We start from the raw sequence: 18017 nt of genomic DNA, 5'->3' as shown, positions 1-18017 counted from the left end.
GATTTGTGAAACGTTAACAATTGCTTGCGTGCGCACCGCGTAATTCGACCGCTTTGAAGGGGCCGCTTCAGCCTATGCATGCGGTGGCCGCGGCGCCTGCAAACGGACCGCGGCCACCGAATTCGATCAGGCAGGGCCTATCATTGTTTCCGGACGCACGACCGCGTCGAATTCCTCATTCGTCACGTAACCGCCGCCGACGGCTTCTTCACGCAACGTCGTGCCGTTCTTGTGCGCGGTTTTCGCGATCTTCGCCGCATTGTCGTAGCCGATCTTCGGCGCCAGCGCCGTCACGAGCATCAGCGAGCGGTCCAGGGCTGCTTTGATGTTGTCCTCGCGGGCTTCGATGCCGACGACGCAATTGTCGGTAAATGAAATGGCAGCGTCAGCAAGAAGCTGTACCGACTGCAGGAAGTTGTAGGCCATCAGCGGATTGTAGACGTTGAGTTCGAAATGGCCCTGGCTGCCGGCGAACGTCAGCGCCGCATGGTTGCCGAAGACCTGAACGCAGACCTGCGTCAGCGCTTCGCACTGGGTCGGATTGACCTTGCCGGGCATGATCGACGAGCCGGGCTCGTTTTCGGGCAGCGACAGTTCGCCAAGGCCCGAGCGCGGGCCGGAGCCGAGGAAGCGGATGTCGTTGGCGATCTTGAAGAGCGCGGCGGCGGTGGCATTGATCGCACCGTGGCTGAACACCATGGAGTCGTGCGCCGCCAGCGCTTCGAACTTGTTCGGGGCGGAGGTGAAGGCGATGCCGGTGATCGCAGCGATTTCCTCAGCGACCTTTTCCGCAAAGCCGACCGGGGCGTTGAGGCCGGTGCCGACGGCGGTCCCGCCCTGAGCGAGTTCGCAGAGGCCGGGCAGGGTCATCTCTATCCGCTTGATCGAGGAGGAAACCTGCGCCGCGTAGCCGGAAAATTCCTGGCCAAGCGTCAGCGGCGTCGCGTCCTGCGTATGCGTGCGGCCGATCTTGATGATGTGGTCGAAGGTCTTGACCTTCTCATCAAGCGCCTTGTGCAGGTGCTTGAGCGCCGGCAGCAGATCATGGATCACGCGTTCCGCGCAGGCGATGTGCATGGCCGTCGGATAGGTGTCGTTCGACGACTGGCTCATGTTGACGTGATCGTTCGGATGTACCGGCTTCTTGGACCCCATGACGCCGCCGAGCAGTTCGATTGCCCGGTTGGAAATGACTTCGTTGGCGTTCATGTTCGACTGCGTGCCGGAGCCCGTCTGCCAGACGACGAGCGGGAAGTGTTCGTTGAGCTTGCCGTCGATCACCTCCTGCGCCGCCTTGACGATGGCGTCGCCGACCTTTGGATCGAGGCGCTCGAGGGCCATGTTGGCGCGCGCAGCTGCCTGCTTGACGATGCCGAGCGCCCGGACGATTGCCAGTGGTTGTTTTTCCCAGCCGATCTTGAAATTCCCAAGCGAGCGCTGGGCCTGGGCACCCCAATAGCGGTCGCTCGCCACTTCAATGGGGCCGAACGTATCTGTTTCCGTGCGCGTCGATGTCATGGTGATACCTGCCTTCGTCATACGGTTCATGAAGCCGAGGCGAGAACCGGTCTCCGCCGGTCGGTTCCCCCGGTGCCGGGCATCTCTCTGCCCGGGTCACGGCAGCTTGTAAAGAGCCCATACGGGCCAGGGATATCGCTACAATCGTTTGAATTGCTGCGGGACATAAAGCATTGGCTCTCATGCGGCGGGCACGGCGCAGCGACGCCGTCCGATCGCTCAGGTTGTGGCCTTTCGGTCACATCCGGCATCTTCATTCCTCGGCGCGAAAAGTACCCCAGGAAACAAGAGGAGAGGACCGCTCGAGCGCAAAATGGATGCAAATCAAATTCTTGCTGCAGCCCGCGCGCCTTTCGATGGCTGATTTCGGAACAGTTTCTAACCGTTGGCGAGCGGTTTGGGGGAGGCGCGTTTCCTTTTCATTCACCAACCTTTTCTATAACGCTTCGAGCACGAGGGCGTGGCGAGGATCTGGCAGCGGCCGAATTCGGCAGCAACGCGATACGGGGACATTTACTCTTATGAAAATTATCAGATCGGCAGCGATTGTGGCGCTCATGGGTGGGTGCGCGATTGCAACCATGGATGTACGGCCGGCGTCGGCGATCACCCTGATGGACTTCATCCGCGGCGGCAAGAAGCGCACCTCGCGGGAACAGGTCCAGCCTTCGCAGCCTTTGCCGGGCGTCCAGACGATGATGCCGCAGCGGATTGACGAGGGCATGGCGAAGCCGCCACGCGTGACCGGACCACGCTATTACACCTACAAGGCGGAACCGCTGCGCCGCATCGCGACCGACCGCTTGCTGGATCCCGTGGTTACGGGTTCGGTGCAGAACGGCGCTCTTCCGCCCATGCTGCGCACGCCGCTTTCGGGTGCGCGCCAGTTTCTGCCGGAAATCGATGTGCGCGCCCAAGCCGATGTCGCAAAGGCCGTTGAGAACTACTACGGAGCGCGGATGGATTTCCTCTGGATCGAAGGCAGCGGCATAAAGGCCCGCGCCAAATCGGCGCTCGCTGTGCTTTCGGACGCCGCCAAGGTCGGGCTCGACCCGGTCGACTATGCCGTCGATGTTCCATCCGACACCTTCGATCACGGCGACATGATCGCTCGCCAGAAGGAATTGATGCGCTTCGAGATTGCGATGTCGGTAGCGGCGCTCACCTACGTTCAGGATACTGTTCGCGGCCGCATCGATCCGAACAAGATCTCCGGCTATCACGATTTCAAACGCAAGAGCGTCGATCTTTCCGGCTTCCTGGAGAAGATCGCCGGAAGCGGTAACGTTGCCGCGCTCATTGAAAGTCAAGATCCGAAAAGCCCGCAGTTTGCAGCGCTGAAGCAGGAGCTCGAACGCTTGCGCGCGCAAACCGATGCGGCCGCGCGCGTGGAAATCGCTTCGGGGACGCTGCTGAAGCCCGGCGAGAGCAACCCGGAACTCGCCAATGTCATCGCCGGCATCAAACTCAAGGCATCGGAAGCGCTGAAGACCGAACATGCGGTCGTACTCGCCAGCTACCAGGGGACGCCAGATTACACGCCGGAGCTGGTTTCGGTGGTGGAGGCCTTTCAGAAGGAGCGCGGCTTGAAAGCCGACGGCGTCGTGGGCCAAGCCTCGATCCGCGTGCTGACCGGGGGCGACAGCACCGCCGACAAGATCAACAAGGTCGAGATCGCGATGGAGCAAGCGCGCTGGCTACCGGACGGTCTCGGCAGCCGCTATGTGTTCATCAACCAGCCGGCTTTCACGGCATCCTATACCGATCAGGGCACGGAGCAGTTCTCCATGCGCGTGGTGGTCGGCTCGAAGGCAAACCAGACCTATTTCTTCCAGGATGAGATCCAGACGGTCGAGGTCAATCCCTATTGGGGCGTGCCGCAGTCGATCATCGTCAACGAAATGCTGCCGAAGCTGCGCCACGATCCCGGCTATCTCGACCGCATGGGATATCAGGTGGAAGTCGGCGGCCGTGCGGTCCCGTCGTCGGCGGTGAACTGGTACGGCTCGACGGCTTCCGTCGCTGTGCGCCAGCCGCCGAGCAGCGACAACGCGCTTGGCGAGCTCAAGATCCTCTTCCCGAACGCCCATGCGATCTACATGCACGACACGCCCTCGAAGAGCTTCTTCAAGCGTGACCAGCGGGCGCTGAGCCACGGCTGCGTGCGCCTTGCCGAGCCACGCCGAATGGCAGCGGCGGTTCTCGGCGTCAGCGTCGACAACGTCGGCAAGGAGATCGCCGGCGGGCGCAACAAGGCGTTGCAGGTGCCGCAGAAAGTGCCGGTCTATGTTTCCTATTTCACCGCATGGCCGAACAAGGACGGCAGCGTCGAATATTTCAACGATGTCTACGAGCGCGACATGTACATGCAGCGCGCATTCGAAGCGACGCGCAGCGCTCGGCGTGCGGAAGGATAAGAAAGAAGAGGGCCGCGAAAGCGGCCCGCGTCATTTCGTCTTGCGGCCGAGAACCGTCTCGACCAGGTGCGGTGTCAGCTCATCGAAATGCTGGATGATCCGATCGGGCGAAAGACTCTCGATCGGCACGTCGGAATAGCCGAATGGCACTGCGATCGACGGAACGGAGGCATTGCGCGCGACTAGGATGTCATTGAGGCTGTCTCCGACCATTACTGAGCGCCCGGCGCTGCCACCGGCTGTGGCAACGGTCGAGAGCAGATGTTCGGCATGCGGCTTTCTGACGGCGAAAGTGTCGCCGCCAGAGACGGCGGCAAAACGGCCGAGAAGGCCCAGCCGCTCGAGAAGGCGCATCGCCAGCATTTCCGGCTTGTTGGTACAGACAGCGAGTTTCAGGCCGGCATCTTGCAGCCGGTCAAGCGCTGCGACGAGTCCCGGGTAGGGCATGGAACCGCCGGGCATCGAGCCGTGGTAGAAATCCACGAACTCCTTCATTTGCCACGCCAGTTGCTCCTCGCTGATCGTCTTGCCGCGCAGCGCGAATGTTCGCTCGATCATGGCGCGCGCGCCGTGCCCGACCAGATGCGTGAGATCGCCATAGGTAACCGGTTCGACACCTGCCTGAACGACCGCGTGGTTGAGGCTGGCAACGAGATCGGGCGCGGTATCGACGAGCGTACCGTCGAGATCAAAGACGACAAGGGGCGAAGACACTTGGAACCTCGTGTTTGGCGAAAAACCTTACCTGTTCGGGTAGGCGAAGTTAGCGAATAAAGCAATGGCGACCGATGCGCGCAGCGGTTGGCGGGAAACGGGGAGGGATCTCGTATTTTGGCTTTCGTTTGCCGCGACGGGCGTGTAAGTGTCTCAGCGGAATTGGACGGGAGCTCGCGGATGGCCGAGCTGCCGTTTGAAGGGATTAGAGGGAGCGAGTGGCGCATGGACGCCCGCCAAATGAAGATCAAGGCCGCTCAAGCGGCGCTGGAATATGTCGAAGACGGCATGCGGCTCGGGATCGGCACCGGGTCGACCGCTGAAGAATTTGTCCGACTGCTTGCCGAAAAAGTCGCCTCCGGGTTCCAGATCCACGGCGTCCCGACATCCGAGCGTACAGCACGGCTTTGCCTCGAACTGGGCGTACCGTTGAAGTCGCTCGATGAATTGCCCGAGCTGGATCTGACGATCGATGGCGCCGATGAAGTCGACGGAAGGCTGCGCCTGATCAAGGGCGGCGGCGGCGCATTGCTGCGCGAGAAAATCGTCGCGAGCGCCTCCGCGCGGATGATCGTCATTGCCGACGAATCGAAGGTCGTCGACGTGCTCGGCGCCTTCAAGCTTCCGATAGAAGTGAATCCCTTCGGTCAGGTTGCAACCCGGCTGGCGATCGAGAAAGCGGCTTCCCGCCTGGGTTTGACGGGCGATATCGGCGTGCGTGCCTCGGGCGACGGGCCCTTCATGACGGACGGCGGACACCTCATTCTCGATGCATCTTTTGGCCGTATTCCTGATGCAGATGCGCTCGCGGGAGAGCTGAACGCCATTCCCGGCGTGGTCGAGCACGGGCTTTTCATCGGGTTGGCTTCATTGGCGATCATTGCCGGTCCGGAGGCAGCGCGTACCTTGAAGGCGTCCTGAGCCGGCGCTTGTCGGTCGACGGAATGCCACGCGCAGAAAACAAGTTTCCGCACATGCATGCCTGGCGGCGGCGATCGGCCGGGCGGCAAGTGCCAACAATAGGAGCATGGATAAAAATGAACAGACTCACAGGTCTCGCCCGCACATTCGCAGCCGCTGCGGTTCTCTTTTCGGTTTCGATCCCGGCGGTTCAGGCACAGGACGTGGCGGAAGATCAGGTCAAGGCGGCACGCGCGACCATTGCAGCGCTTGGAGTGACCAACAGTTTCGACAACATTTTACCGAGTCTCGCCGAGCGTCTGAAGAACACGCTGATCCAGGCCTCGCCGAACCATCAGGAGCTGATCACCGCCACGGTGGACGAGAAGGCGCTTAGCCTTGCGGCGCGGCGCTCGGATCTCGAGCGCGAGGCGGCGACGATCTACGCGAAGACCTTCACGATCGAAGAACTGAACGCGATCACCGAGTTCTACAATTCGCCGGCCGGCAAGAAGCTGTTGAACGACGGTCCGATCGCCTCCCGCGAGCTTTTGAAGGCGGCTGACATCTGGGCGGCCGGCGTTTCGCGCGACCTCACGAACGATGCCACCAAGTCGCTTGACGCCACGCTCGGCGGCGCTCCTGCGGCTGATGCCGGCACTCAGGCACCGGCACAACAGTAAGGGCGGCGGATCGGTGACCGGTCCGTCCGAGAGCCCGGAGCGATCCGGGCTTTTCTTTTTGTGCATCACAATCCTATATCAGTGGCGAATGGCGACTGCCGTTCGGCTTTCATCGTCAGCCTGACGTTCCTTGGCCGACGGCATTCGTCCGACATCCAGCTTCGTTCAGGAGTTCCCCATGCCCGCTTTCGACTATGACCTCTTCGTGATCGGTGGCGGTTCGGGCGGTGTCAGGAGCGGGCGGCTTGCCGCGGCCCTAGGCAAGAAGGTGGCGATCGCGGAGGAGTTTCGCTATGGCGGCACCTGCGTCATCCGCGGCTGCGTTCCGAAGAAACTCTATGTCTATGCGTCGCAATTTTCGGAGCATTTCGAGGATGCGGTCGGCTTCGGCTGGAGCGTTGGCGAAAGCCGTTTCGACTGGGCGAAGCTCGTCGCAGCCAAGGAACAGGAGATCACCCGGCTCGAAGGCCTCTACCGCAAGGGACTTGCCAACGCCGGAGCCGAAATTCTCGACACGCGCGCCGAACTGGTGGATCCCAACACCGTCCGGCTGTTAAAGAGTGGCAGGACGGTTACGGCGGAGCGCATCGTGATTGCGGTCGGTGGCCATCCGAGCCCGCACGACGCGCTGCCCGGGCACGAGCTTTGCATCAGCTCCAATGAAGCCTTCGACCTAGCGGAATTGCCGAAGTCGATCCTGATTGCCGGCGGCGGGTACATCGCCGTCGAGTTCGCCAACATCTTCCATGGACTTGGGGTGCAAACGACGCTGATCTATCGAGGCAAGGAAATTCTCTCGCGCTTCGACCAGGATCTAAGGCGCGGCCTGCATGCGGCAATGGAGGAAAAGGGCATCCGCATCATCTGCGAGGACATCATCCAGTCGGTGTCGGCTGGCGGGGCCGGCCATCGCATAGCCAAGACAATGAAGCATGGCGAGATCGTCGTCGATCAGGTGATGCTCGCGCTCGGTCGCGTACCGAATACCAATGGCCTGGGGCTCGAAAGCGCCGGGGTCAAGACCAACGAACGCGGCGCGATCATTGTCGACGCCTTCTCGCGCACGAGCGCGCCCGGCATCTATGCGCTTGGCGATGTCACCGACCGCGTGCAATTGACGCCGGTGGCGATCCATGAGGCGATGTGCTTCATCGAGACCGAATACAAGAACAATCCGACCTCACCGGACCACGACCTGATCGCGACCGCTGTGTTTTCGCAGCCGGAGATCGGCACGGTCGGGATGTCGGAAGAGGAGGCGGCCCGGCAATTCGAAGAGCTGGAAGTCTATCGCGCCGAGTTCCGGCCGATGAAGGCGACTCTTTCCGGACGCAAGGAAAGAATGATCATGAAGCTTCTGGTCAATGCCGCCGATCGCAAGGTGGTAGGCGCGCATATACTCGGCCATGATGCCGGGGAGATGGCGCAGTTGCTCGGAATTTCGCTCAAGGCCGGCTGCACCAAGGATGACTTCGACCGGACTATGGCGGTGCACCCGACAGCGGCGGAGGAACTGGTGACCATGTACCAGCCGTCTTATCGCGTCCGAAAGGGCGAAAAGATCGCTTAAACCTGCTTGCTCGACGGAAACGCGAGGGGCGATGTTTTCTGGTAGAATGGCTTTGCAAGCCCCCTGTTAACGTTTATAAGCCCGCAACCGCGAAGTTCTCGGCTCAGGCGGGGCTCAGGGCGGGCGCGACGACCTTGATCCGCGCCAAACTGGCGGCGCGGAGGCATGGAAATCCGAATACCGGGCGGTTGGAGCCGCAGACGATGCGCGCGGGCATACCCGCGTCAGACAACAGGTGATGGAAATGGCACAGACTTGGACTCCGAATAGCTGGCGGCAAAAACCCATTCAGCAGGTGCCGGACTATCCGGACCACGCAGTGCTCGAGGCAGTGGAAGCACGCCTTGCGAAATATCCGCCGCTCGTCTTTGCCGGCGAGGCGCGGCGTCTGAAGAGTGCTCTTGCCAATGTCGCCGAAGGCCGCGGCTTCCTGCTGCAGGGCGGCGACTGCGCCGAAAGTTTCGCCGAGCACGGCGCCGACACGATCCGTGACTTCTTCCGGGCCTTCCTGCAAATGGCCGTTGTCCTGACCTTTGGGGCGCAGCAGCCGGTCGTCAAGGTTGGTCGCATCGCCGGCCAGTTCGCCAAGCCCCGCTCCTCGGGCGTCGAGAAACAGGGTGACGTTACGTTGCCCAGCTACCGCGGCGATATCATCAATGGCATCGAATTCACGGAAGAGGCGCGCGTGCCCAATCCGGAGCGGCAGATCATGGCCTACCGCCAATCCGCCGCGACACTCAATCTCCTGCGCGCCTTCGCGATGGGTGGTTACGCCAATCTCGAGAACGTGCATCAGTGGATGCTCGGCTTCGTCAAGGACAGCCCGCAGGCGGAACGCTACCGCAAGCTTGCCGACCGGATCTCAGAGACGATGGATTTCATGAAGGCGATCGGCATCACCTCGGAAAACCATCCGAGCCTGCGCGAGACCGATTTCTTCACCAGCCATGAGGCGCTGCTGCTCGGTTACGAGCAGGCGCTGACCCGCGTCGACTCGACCTCGGGCGACTGGTACGCGACCTCCGGGCACATGATCTGGATCGGCGACCGCACGCGCCAGCCGGACCATGCGCATATCGAATATTGCCGCGGCATCAAGAATCCTCTCGGCCTGAAATGCGGTCCGTCGCTGACGGCCGATGGTCTCCTGGAGCTGATCGACCTGCTCAACCCCGCCAACGAAGCAGGCCGCCTGACGCTGATCTGCCGTTTCGGCCACGACAGGGTTGCCGAGCACCTGCCACGGCTGATCCGTGCCGTCGAGCGCGAAGGCAAGAAGGTCGTGTGGTCGTGCGATCCGATGCACGGCAACACCATCACGCTCAACAACTACAAGACCCGGCCTTTCGAGCGGATTCTGTCGGAGGTCGAAAGCTTCTTCCAGATCCACCGCGCCGAAGGCACGCACCCGGGCGGCATCCACATCGAGATGACCGGCAACGACGTGACCGAATGCACCGGTGGCGCCCGCGCGCTTTCCGGCGACGATCTCGCCGACCGCTATCACACCCATTGCGATCCACGCCTCAATGCCGACCAAGCCCTGGAACTTGCCTTCCTGCTTGCCGAACGCATGAAGGGCGGCCGCGATGAAAAGAAAATGGTCGTGAACGGCTGACGCGTTGAGAGACGGCGTGATCTACTGAATGTTTCAAAGTGCTGCAGCGATGTTTGTGCGTCTGAACAGACGCATGGCGCTGTAGTTTCAAAATTTCTGTATCTCCGCCGTATCTTCTGAATTTGACAGAGCCGGGGCAGCCGCTAAAGCTGGCCCGGCTTTTCATTTGGGGAGAGAGCATGTCGGAAATTCATGAAGGCGGCTGCCTTTGCGGCGCTGTTCGTTTCAGAGCGCGCGGAAAACTCAGGGAACTGATCTTCTGCCATTGTTCGCAATGCCGGAAGCAGACCGGGCTCTACTATGCAGCAACGAATGTGCTGAACAGCGAGATGGATGTTGAGGGGGGCGACAACATCACCTGGTATCGTTCCAGCAGCGAGGCACAACGCGGGTTTTGCCGGCATTGCGGGTCGGCGCTGTTCTGGAAAGCGGATGGTCTCGACTACACCTCGATCCTGGCCGGGACATTCGATGCGTCGACCAAGCTCGAGCCCGGCTATCATATTTTCTGCGCGGACAAGGGCGATTATTATGAAATCGGCGACGACCTGCCGCGCTTCGCCAAAGTGCGTAGCTAACGCCTATTCGCTTCACTGATGCAGTACCGCGGCGCGGTTGAAGGCGCTCGCCAATGCTTCGAACTTGACCGCCTGCCAGAAGGCGTATTCCTCGATCAGCCGGGCGCTCAGCCAGAACCGGCCGCGCGTACGGTCATCTGCCCTGCCGAGAAAGCCTGCTGCTTCAGCGCGAGCGAACAGGCGGCGAACATGCGTGTTCGATATGAGGTAATGCTCCGCAAAGCTTGCTAGATTCACGTTGATCCAGACCTTGCCGTCGACGGGCGTGAGGCTCGTCGGGCGTGCCATGAGGTCGTCGAGGAGCACGCCGCCGGACTCGGACCAGACGAAGATCGCAACGCCTTCGGGCGGTCGCGTCCATTTTGCGTCGGAGAGGAGACGTCGGGCGGCGAGCGGTTGGGCGCGCTCGAAGATCGTCCCGTCGGCCTCGACACGTTTCACCCTCGTTCCGCCGTCCAAAAGATCCAGCGTGCTCATCTGGGCAGTGAACCAGAGTTGCATGGCCCGCTCGCTGAGCTCCGTCGGCTCGAGCGGTCGCGTTCTCTTCGTCCGTCTCCCGTCGGCGGTACGAAGCAGCTTGTAGGCGACGAGTTCCGCGAGGAAAGCTGCTGTGGTATTGCGGCTGGCGCCGCCAGTATCGCGCATGAATTTCAGCAACCGCGCGGCCGTGATGCCGGACTCGGGATTGGTGCGGTCCCGCTCCAGGTGCAGGGCGTAGGCGGCCTGTGTGAGCATCCACTTCTGGTGGGAGGCGACCATGCGCGCGACGCGCGGAAAGAGATCGTTCACCGAAATCAGTGTGCGGGCGCCCGCCTGCAAGACTTCAAGGAATTCGGGATTTTGCAGAAGCGCATCCGCCCCGAAGCCGGGCGGACCTTTCTCGCCGACGTCTTCCTTCTCCGCAACCCGCTGCATTTGTTGCGCGTGCCCCCACCTTTACGCACCGGAAGCTGCGATCGCCCCTTGTTCCGATGCAGTGCAACCCCGCTACGGTTGCTTCCAACTTTCCTATGTTATCCTCAACGTGCAAGCCCATTGTTTTGTTTCAAGCTAAATTCCAGGCCCGGCTCGACCTGAGCGTGCGTGCCTTTGTCATTGTACAAGCACCGGTTGCTGACATTTGACGCCGGTGACGCGGACATCGGCCTCGCCGACACGGACGCCAACCAGTAGCAGCAGGTTATAGAGCAGCTGATCGACAGGGGCGGTGGCGGCGCCGAGCGTTTGTGCAAGGGCTTGCGTCAGCAATGTCGGAGCTCCGAGTGATAACAGATCACCCACATTGATTCGCGCGTCAAGATTGCCCAGCAGGGTCTTCGTCGTCGAGGAAAGAATGTCCTTGGTCGAAACGCTCTTTATTGTGTGCGATGCAACCTCGTTCGGGCTGAACGTCAGGCGGGAGGCCTGCAAGTTTTTGGCTTCGACATGGGCGATGGCGTCGATCTTGATCGGACCGTCAAGAATGCGGGCTCGCGTCACCCGCGCATCGGACGAGAAGCTCGCGAGAACCGTCGGGTCGACATCGCCGAGCGCGATTTCCGCTATGCCTGGCACCGCGTCGACAACAACGGCAGCGTTCTCCGGGGTCCCGCCATAACAGCGGATGTCGGACAGTTTCGCTTCGGCATGCGCAAGCTCCACATAGACCGGCAGGCGGATGCGGGTTCCCGCGAGAGCCGCGAGGCCATCGACCGTTACCTCGACTGCCAGGCGGGTCTGAGCGGTGCGCACCGCGGAGCCGGGCGTGCCAAGGCGATGGCTGGGCGTCGCGACTGGCGGTTCCCCGATTGCGAGCCGGACCTTCGCCGATGCGATGCCCGGCAGACCGGCAATGGCGTCGAGCGCAATCTGGTGATCGCCGTTGGCAATTGCCGCGGCGGCCGAGACGATCTGTAATGCGTTCACTTTCATCGCCCAATCCGAACCGGCATCGACGCTCAGGCTCTTTTTTGGATCGATGTTGAGTATCTGCGCCAACGTGAAAGTCTGCTTATTGCCGGCGGTGGCAAGCTCGATGCTCTTGAGTGCAGAAGTCACGGTGCCGGAAAGCCCTGGAACGAGGCGCAGTGACCCGAGCAATTGCGGCATCGTCAAATCGGCTGTCAGCACGTCTTCGTAGGACGCCGTCGTCAGGCTAAGACGGGTTGCGAGGATCTTGAGAAATGGCTGGATATCGATATCGGCGTCAATCAACGCCTCGTAGTCCATGACCTTGAGTGAAATGGTCGTTCCGAGCATCTGGCCGAGAACGGCGTTCAGCAGGCCGCCATTAAGGCTGGCGAGGCGGGACCCGACGGAAAACGCCGCCACCTTTGAACTCGCCGCCGTTCCGACGACGCTCAGGTCCGGCGGGTCGCTGAACATGGCTGCGAGATAAAGAATGCCCTTTTTCTCGAGCGTGACCTGCACCGCGTCGGCGGGCACGGCATCCTTGATGAAGCGCTGCCCCGCATCGATCGCAGGGTCGGGGGCATAGCGCCCGCGGGCGATCGTGGCCACGCCCTTGGCGGCCGTTTCGACCTCGTTCGGCAACACCTTGCCGTCGGGGGTCATCAGGCCGGCAGAGGTCGATACGGCAAAGGCCATCCCATTGCTCTTGAAGTGACCCAAAACCGCCTGTTCGGCCGAGCCGACATTGGCGGCCGCCGCGATTGCCGCGAGGTCGGCTACGGACTGCAACTCACGCTTTTGAAGCGTGAGATAGCCGTAATCGATACCGAGCCCCATCGACGTGATCAGGAGCGGCATGACGAGGGCCGCCGAGATGCCGATGTTGCCGCTCCGGGACTTGAGGTATTGCCGCATCGTGGTGTCGGGCATGTTAGATCCCTCCCACGCGTATGGTCGCGTAGCGCTCGATCTGCTCGCCCGGCAATGCGAAGGTGAAGAGCTTCCAAATGGGGAGATCGCTGGCGTCGTAGGTGATGGTGACGGTAAACTGGTTCGCGTTGTTGGCGTCGTCGCGGACGCTGACATTCATCCGCGAGGACCGGATGAAAGTCTGGTTCATCGTCGTGCGACGGATGTAGTCGGTTGCAAGTCGCTCCCGTTCTTCTTCCGAAAGGCCCGCTATCGCCGTGCGCGCGGCATCGGCGGCGATCTGCTGGATGGAGTGGGCGGCGCTGAGATAGATGCCATAGGCGACCAGGGTCAGCACGCACATGAAAAAGAGCGGGGCAATAACGGCGAATTCGATGGCGGCTGCACCCTTGCGGCTGCCAAGTAGGCGCTTCAGAACAGGCATGGCAGGATCTCCGAGTATCTTAAATCTGCAATAGCTTGCAATATCCCTGCACCTATAAGGTGCGACCTAAATCGTTAATTTTCTCATACTATTTCAACTTATTGTAATGGCTTGAGTTTTCTGCATTTTAGTAAATATGTACTCGCCTTTTAATTGATCTCGGTGCGGGCTTTGCCACATTTGGGCCAACGCCGCGCATTGCGCAGCATGGTCGAAAAAGGGCGCGGCCACGGGATGCCAGTAGCAGCAGGAAGCGGAAGGGCGGACGGAAACGCGCCCGGTTTCAATCACGATCGGCAGGTCGCTGGTGTTGCGTCAACTGGCGATTGAGGCTTGCAAGATCGGAACGCAGCTCGGCGATTTCGCGCAGCAGAACATCGTCGATCTTGTGGTGAAGCGCGATCAATTCGACTTCGGATTTCAGGTTGACTTCGTAGTCTTTCGAGGCGGCGAAGCGATCGCGTTCGGCTTGCCGGTTCTGCGACATCATGATGATCGGCGCTTGTAGCGCGGCGAGCATCGACAGCACGAGATTGAGAAAAATATAGGGGTAGGGATCGAAGGCGTGTCGTACGAAGAGGATCGAATTTATGGCGACCCAGCCCGCGAGAAAGGCGCCGAAGCTGACGATGAAGCCCCAGGAGCCGCCGATACGGGCGATACTGTCGGCAAGGCGCGCTCCGAAGGAAGACGGGTGACAAATTCCGCGTTCGTATCCGTCGCGACGGTGCGCCGTTCTTTTGCATGCCTGAGGATGCGGCGCTCGATTTCGGTCAATTCGCTGATCGGTTTGCCTAGAACCCGAGAAATGTCGTTGAGATGCGGCATGCCTACCTCCGAAGCGTGATTCGGAAGCATCTTTAATTCAAAGTGTTGCCCTTGTGCGGCTGAACGGACGCTACGAGCCCGTTTGGAACAGCTCGGCATGGGATTTGAAGAAGCGGTCGGTGCTGTAACGCTTGCCGAACATCATGTCGTGCTGCAGGAAACGGTAATCGCGGAGCGATGCCGGTATCTTCGGCTGCCGCGACCATTCCGCGACGGCCTTGCCGTTCTTGCGGATCAGCATGTAGCGGTCGAGGACGCGGAAGTGATCGTGCACCTTGCCGAGAAACCCAGTGTAGTAAGGGTGCTCGTAGCCGGCGTGTTTCAAGATCTGATGGGAAAGGAAAGCCGGACTGATGGTGCCGATATTCTTCTTCGGGCCGGTCTTATTCGACCAGACGACGAGCGGCGTTTCGTGCTGCGCCTTCATCTGATCCTTCGGCCCCTTGCGCTCGGCGGTTATGTCCTTCATGTATCCGGTACTCGTGTAGACCGTGTTGAGGGGCGGCAGATGGTCACCGAAGAGGACGATGATCGTCTCGCGGTCCCGCTGCTTCGCCCAGTCCATCAGCATCTTCAGGCTGTCGTCCGCTTCCTTGATGCCTTGCGCATAAGTGGCGAGCACCTGCCGGTCACCTTCGGGCAGATTGCCCTCGACCTTGATAGTATTCTTCGCGTAGCGGTTAGGCTCGTAGGGGCCGTGGCCCTGCAGCGTCACGGCGAAGAAGAAGAACGGGTCGTTCAAGGCGTCCGCCTGGCGAATGATCTCCTTCGTCAGCGATTCATCCGAGGCGAAGATCCCGCGCTTCTGCATCGCCGGCATATTCTCTTCCGACTTGAACATGTCGAAGCCGAAGGCCTTGTAAACGGCAGTGCGATTCCAGAACCAGCCCTGAAAAGGGTGGATGGCGCGAGAGACGTAACCTTCACCGCGGAAGAACGTCGCGAGCGAAGGGATCGGATTGCGGATATACTGCTGGTAGGGAATGCTCCCGTAGGGGAGGAACGCGTTCGAAAAGCCGGTCAGAGCCTCGAACTCGACATTGGCCGTCATGCCGCCGAACTCCGGCGAGAAGACGTTGCCAGCCTGCATTTCTCGGACCGTCGGCATCGGGTCAGGCGTCAGCTTCACATTCGGAAGGCGGGTCGGATCCCAGAAGGATTCGCTCATCAGCACGATCACATCCGGTTTGCCGCGATGGCTCGTTCCGGCGGGCAGGGGCTTCACCGGGATGCGGTCGATCGCATCCGCCATATAACCGGCCGGAGCGCTGACATTTGCCATCGGAAGATTGATCGCGAAGGCGAGCGCGAACCCATTGTGACGGTAGTTCTCTGTCTGATCCCACATGATGGGGACGACCCGCAGCCGGTCGCGGATCCAAGAGAATTGGTTGTAGTCCATGATGTTCCAGAAGGCGACGAGCAGCGGCAGAGCGAAGGCAATGCGAGCGAGACGTTCCTTGCGCGTCAGCTTGGGAAAGTTCTGCCAGGCGTAGCGCAGCAGAAGGCCCCCGGTTACGACCGTGGCAATCAGTCCGACCACGACGCCGACAGCGGTCCAGGGCCGATCCTTCACGAGAACCGGCATCAGTTCCATGATTTGCCGGCCGAAAAGGAAATCGGTCGGATAAAGCGGATCGGACAGGAAGACCTGTTTCTGCTGGCAGATGAAGGCCGGCACAATGGCAAGCGGCGCGACGAGGAGTGCAGCCTTGTGCTCACGACCGAAGGCCGCATCAAGTGCAAGCATAACGAGAAAAAAGGCCGCAATGGTCGTCCAGGCCGGGCGCATCGGGTCCATAAAATAGGCGGCGGTGTCCGAAAAAGACTGGCGTACGATGAATTCGACTGTGAAGACAAGCGCTGCCGCCATGAAAAGCGAGAACAGCGCGCTGCGTGTACCTGCCAGCGTCTTTGCGTGCCTCGCGGAAAAGCCAAGCCTATCGACATAGACCTGAGAACGTTTCGCGGCGGCGGAATCGATACTGGCCAACAGGTTCTCCAATTTCATAAATCTGTCGTTCAACTGTCATACGACTGTCATCTTGAACAGGGGATGAATGGCGAAACGTGGCCGCCAATCCCAATGTTCCATGCGCTGTCAAAGGACCGCCGCGAAGCGGCGTAAGAGCCGGGAAACGCATAATTTTTTGGGATTTTTAGCGCCGATAACGATTGGGTGTGGGTTTTTGGTGGCAGGATGCGCTAAGAACATGGCTTACGCCGAACGCATTCGTTGAGAAAATACTGACAGGCACGCTCATGACCGCACAGATAGCCGCTCCTTCAACGCTACGGATCGCCGTCGCACAGCTAAATCCAACAGTCGGCGACATCGCCGGCAACCTGGCAAAGGCGCGCGAGGCGCGGGCCGACGCAGCGCGCCAGGGCGCCGATCTGCTACTGTTCACCGAACTTTTCATTTCTGGCTACCCGCCTGAGGATCTCGTTCTGAAGCCGGCCTTTCTGAAGGCCTGCCTCCAGGCGGTCGAGAAGCTCGCGGCGGAGACGGAGGACGGCGGGCCCGGTGTCGTCATCGGGTTCCCGCGGCGTGCCGGCTCTCTCCGTCACAATTCGGTGGCGGTGCTGGACGCCGGCAAGATCATCGCGATCCGCGACAAGGTCGACCTGCCGAACTACGGCGAATTCGACGAGAAGCGTGTGTTCGACACCGGCGAAATGCCGGGTCCGGTCAACTTCCGCGGCGTGCGCATCGGCATTCCGATCTGCGAGGACATCTGGGGCGATCTCGGCGTTTGCGAGACGCTGAAGGAGAGCGGCGCCGAGATCCTGCTCTCTCCGAATGGCTCGCCTTATTACCGCGGCAAGGTCGACGTCCGCCACCAGGTGGTCCTGAAGCAGGTGATCGAAACCGGCCTGCCGCTGATTTACGCCAACCAGCTCGGCGGCCAGGACGAACTGGTCTTCGACGGGGCAAGCTTCGCCTTTAATGCCGACCGGTCGCTTGCCTTCCAGATGAGCCAGTTCGAGGAGGCAGTTTCGATCTGTGAGTGGAGGAGAGGCGAGGACGGCTGGGCCTCGTCCAACGGGCTGCAGTCGCGCTTGCCGGAAAGCGAGGAGGCGGACTATCGCGCCTGCATGCTTGGCTTCCGGGACTACGTCAACAAGAATGGCTTTAAGAACGTCGTGCTCGGCCTTTCGGGCGGCATCGATTCGGCGATGTGCGCGGCGCTGGCGGTGGACGCGCTCGGGGAAGAGCGTGTGCACACCATCATGCTGCCTTATCGCTATACGTCGCAAGAGTCGCTGAAGGATGCCAAGACCTGCGCCGAGGCGCTCGGCTGCCGCTACGACATCATTGCAATCGAGGAGCCGGTCGAAGGATTCCTCGATGCGCTCTCCGATGCGTTCGAGGGAACGGAGCCCGGGATCACCGAAGAGAACCTCCAGAGCCGCACGCGCGGGACGATCTTGATGGCGATCTCCAACAAGTTCGGCTCGATGGTGGTGACGACCGGTAACAAGTCGGAGATGTCGGTAGGCTACGCCACCCTTTATGGCGACATGAACGGCGGCTTTAATCCGATCAAGGACCTCTACAAGATGCAGGTCTATGCTCTGGCACGCTGGCGCAACGACACCATGCCGCAGGGCGCACTCGGCCCCTACGGCGAAGTCATCCCGCAGAATATCATCGACAAGGCGCCGTCTGCCGAGCTGCGGCCCAATCAGACCGACCAGGACTCGCTGCCGCCCTATCCGGTGCTCGACGACATTCTCGAATGCCTGGTCGAGAGGGAAATGAGCACCGAGGAAATCGTCGCCCGCGGCCATGACGTGGCGACCGTGCATCGCATCGAACATCTCCTTTACATCGCCGAATACAAGCGCCGACAGTCGGCGCCGGGCGTGAAGATCACCAAGAAGAACTTCGGCCGCGATCGACGCTATCCGATCACCAACCGCTTTCGCGACAGGGGCTAACC

The 18017-nt window shown here is 60.9% G+C and carries 13 protein-coding genes and 1 pseudogene; 7 read left to right on the top strand and 7 right to left on the bottom strand.

Annotation, left to right across the window (positions count from 1 at the left end; genetic code table 11):
* Nucleotides 1-126: 126 nt before the first annotated feature.
* Nucleotides 127-1518 (bottom strand): class II fumarate hydratase, encoded by a 1392-nt coding sequence (gene fumC, locus PYH37_RS21210; protein WP_280733369.1) that lies wholly within the window; start codon nt 1516-1518, stop codon nt 127-129.
* A 521-nt stretch (nt 1519-2039) separates the two neighbouring features.
* On the opposite strand from fumC, the gene PYH37_RS21205 reads away from it, so the two are divergent.
* Nucleotides 2040-3935, top strand: coding sequence for a L,D-transpeptidase family protein (locus PYH37_RS21205; RefSeq protein ID WP_280733368.1), 1896 nt, complete (start codon nt 2040-2042; stop codon nt 3933-3935).
* Between the two features lie 30 nt (nt 3936-3965).
* On the opposite strand, the gene PYH37_RS21200 is transcribed toward PYH37_RS21205, so the two are convergent.
* Entirely contained in the window at nt 3966-4649 is a 684-nt protein-coding gene (locus PYH37_RS21200) for an HAD family hydrolase (RefSeq protein WP_280733367.1), read from the bottom strand.
* A gap of 225 nt (nt 4650-4874) precedes the next feature.
* On the opposite strand from PYH37_RS21200, the gene rpiA reads away from it, so the two are divergent.
* The 5 genes from rpiA (at nt 4875) to PYH37_RS21175 (ending at nt 9998) form a co-directional block, all read left to right on the top strand.
* Entirely contained in the window at nt 4875-5570 is a 696-nt protein-coding gene (gene rpiA, locus PYH37_RS21195) for a ribose-5-phosphate isomerase RpiA (protein ID WP_280733366.1), read from the top strand.
* A 116-nt stretch (nt 5571-5686) separates the two neighbouring features.
* Nucleotides 5687-6232 carry a DUF2059 domain-containing protein gene (locus PYH37_RS21190; RefSeq protein ID WP_280733365.1) on the top strand — a complete coding sequence of 182 codons (546 nt, stop codon included), beginning with the start codon at nt 5687-5689 and terminating at the stop codon, nt 6230-6232.
* Between the two features lie 178 nt (nt 6233-6410).
* The gene (gene gor, locus PYH37_RS21185) at nt 6411-7802 is read left to right on the top strand and encodes a glutathione-disulfide reductase (protein ID WP_280733364.1); all 1392 of its coding nucleotides are present in this window, start codon (nt 6411-6413) and stop codon (nt 7800-7802) included.
* 244 nt (nt 7803-8046) lie between these two features.
* Nucleotides 8047-9420: a class II 3-deoxy-7-phosphoheptulonate synthase gene (locus PYH37_RS21180; RefSeq protein ID WP_280733363.1), complete on the top strand. Its 1374-nt coding sequence runs from the start codon at nt 8047-8049 to the stop codon at nt 9418-9420.
* A 179-nt stretch (nt 9421-9599) separates the two neighbouring features.
* Nucleotides 9600-9998: a GFA family protein gene (locus PYH37_RS21175; protein ID WP_280733362.1), complete on the top strand. Its 399-nt coding sequence runs from the start codon at nt 9600-9602 to the stop codon at nt 9996-9998.
* A 12-nt stretch (nt 9999-10010) separates the two neighbouring features.
* Here PYH37_RS21175 and PYH37_RS21170 read toward each other — a convergent pair whose 3' ends face one another.
* The 5 genes and pseudogenes from PYH37_RS21170 to PYH37_RS21150 form a co-directional block, all read right to left on the bottom strand.
* On the bottom strand, nt 10011-10913 hold the full coding sequence (locus tag PYH37_RS21170) for a hypothetical protein (RefSeq protein ID WP_280733361.1): 903 nt from the start codon (nt 10911-10913) through the stop codon (nt 10011-10013).
* A 177-nt stretch (nt 10914-11090) separates the two neighbouring features.
* Entirely contained in the window at nt 11091-12818 is a 1728-nt protein-coding gene (locus tag PYH37_RS21165) for a pilus assembly protein TadG-related protein (RefSeq protein ID WP_280733360.1), read from the bottom strand.
* Nucleotide 12819: 1 nt separating this feature from the next.
* Nucleotides 12820-13242, bottom strand: coding sequence for a TadE/TadG family type IV pilus assembly protein (locus PYH37_RS21160; protein ID WP_280733359.1), 423 nt, complete (start codon nt 13240-13242; stop codon nt 12820-12822).
* A 283-nt stretch (nt 13243-13525) separates the two neighbouring features.
* Nucleotides 13526-14070: pseudogene (locus PYH37_RS21155) on the bottom strand (DUF1003 domain-containing protein).
* 70 nt (nt 14071-14140) lie between these two features.
* Nucleotides 14141-16063, bottom strand: a complete 1923-nt coding sequence (locus PYH37_RS21150) for an LTA synthase family protein (protein ID WP_280733358.1) — start codon at nt 16061-16063, stop codon at nt 14141-14143.
* 269 nt (nt 16064-16332) lie between these two features.
* Between PYH37_RS21150 and PYH37_RS21145 the strand changes: the two genes are divergently transcribed.
* Nucleotides 16333-18015, top strand: a complete 1683-nt coding sequence (locus PYH37_RS21145; RefSeq protein ID WP_280733357.1) for an NAD+ synthase — start codon at nt 16333-16335, stop codon at nt 18013-18015.
* The last annotated feature ends 2 nt before the right edge of the window (nt 18016-18017 follow it).

It is taken from the genome of Sinorhizobium numidicum (genome assembly GCF_029892045.1).
In the GTDB taxonomy this organism is placed as follows: domain Bacteria; phylum Pseudomonadota; class Alphaproteobacteria; order Rhizobiales; family Rhizobiaceae; genus Sinorhizobium; species Sinorhizobium numidicum.
Note: the sequence above shows the minus strand (reverse complement) of the source record. Positions and strands in the feature narration are given on the sequence as shown.

Coding starts and splice junctions, on each gene's coding strand:
- fumC (WP_280733369.1), bottom strand. CDS start 1,518: ATGACATCGACGCGCACGGAAACAGATACGTTCGGCCCCATTGAAGTG.
- PYH37_RS21205 (WP_280733368.1), top strand. CDS start 2,040: ATGAAAATTATCAGATCGGCAGCGATTGTGGCGCTCATGGGTGGGTGC.
- rpiA (WP_280733366.1), top strand. CDS start 4,875: ATGGACGCCCGCCAAATGAAGATCAAGGCCGCTCAAGCGGCGCTGGAA.
- PYH37_RS21190 (WP_280733365.1), top strand. CDS start 5,687: ATGAACAGACTCACAGGTCTCGCCCGCACATTCGCAGCCGCTGCGGTT.
- gor (WP_280733364.1), top strand. CDS start 6,411: ATGCCCGCTTTCGACTATGACCTCTTCGTGATCGGTGGCGGTTCGGGC.
- PYH37_RS21180 (WP_280733363.1), top strand. CDS start 8,047: ATGGCACAGACTTGGACTCCGAATAGCTGGCGGCAAAAACCCATTCAG.
- PYH37_RS21175 (WP_280733362.1), top strand. CDS start 9,600: ATGTCGGAAATTCATGAAGGCGGCTGCCTTTGCGGCGCTGTTCGTTTC.
- PYH37_RS21170 (WP_280733361.1), bottom strand. CDS start 10,913: ATGCAGCGGGTTGCGGAGAAGGAAGACGTCGGCGAGAAAGGTCCGCCC.
- PYH37_RS21165 (WP_280733360.1), bottom strand. CDS start 12,818: ATGCCCGACACCACGATGCGGCAATACCTCAAGTCCCGGAGCGGCAAC.
- PYH37_RS21160 (WP_280733359.1), bottom strand. CDS start 13,242: ATGCCTGTTCTGAAGCGCCTACTTGGCAGCCGCAAGGGTGCAGCCGCC.
- PYH37_RS21145 (WP_280733357.1), top strand. CDS start 16,333: ATGACCGCACAGATAGCCGCTCCTTCAACGCTACGGATCGCCGTCGCA.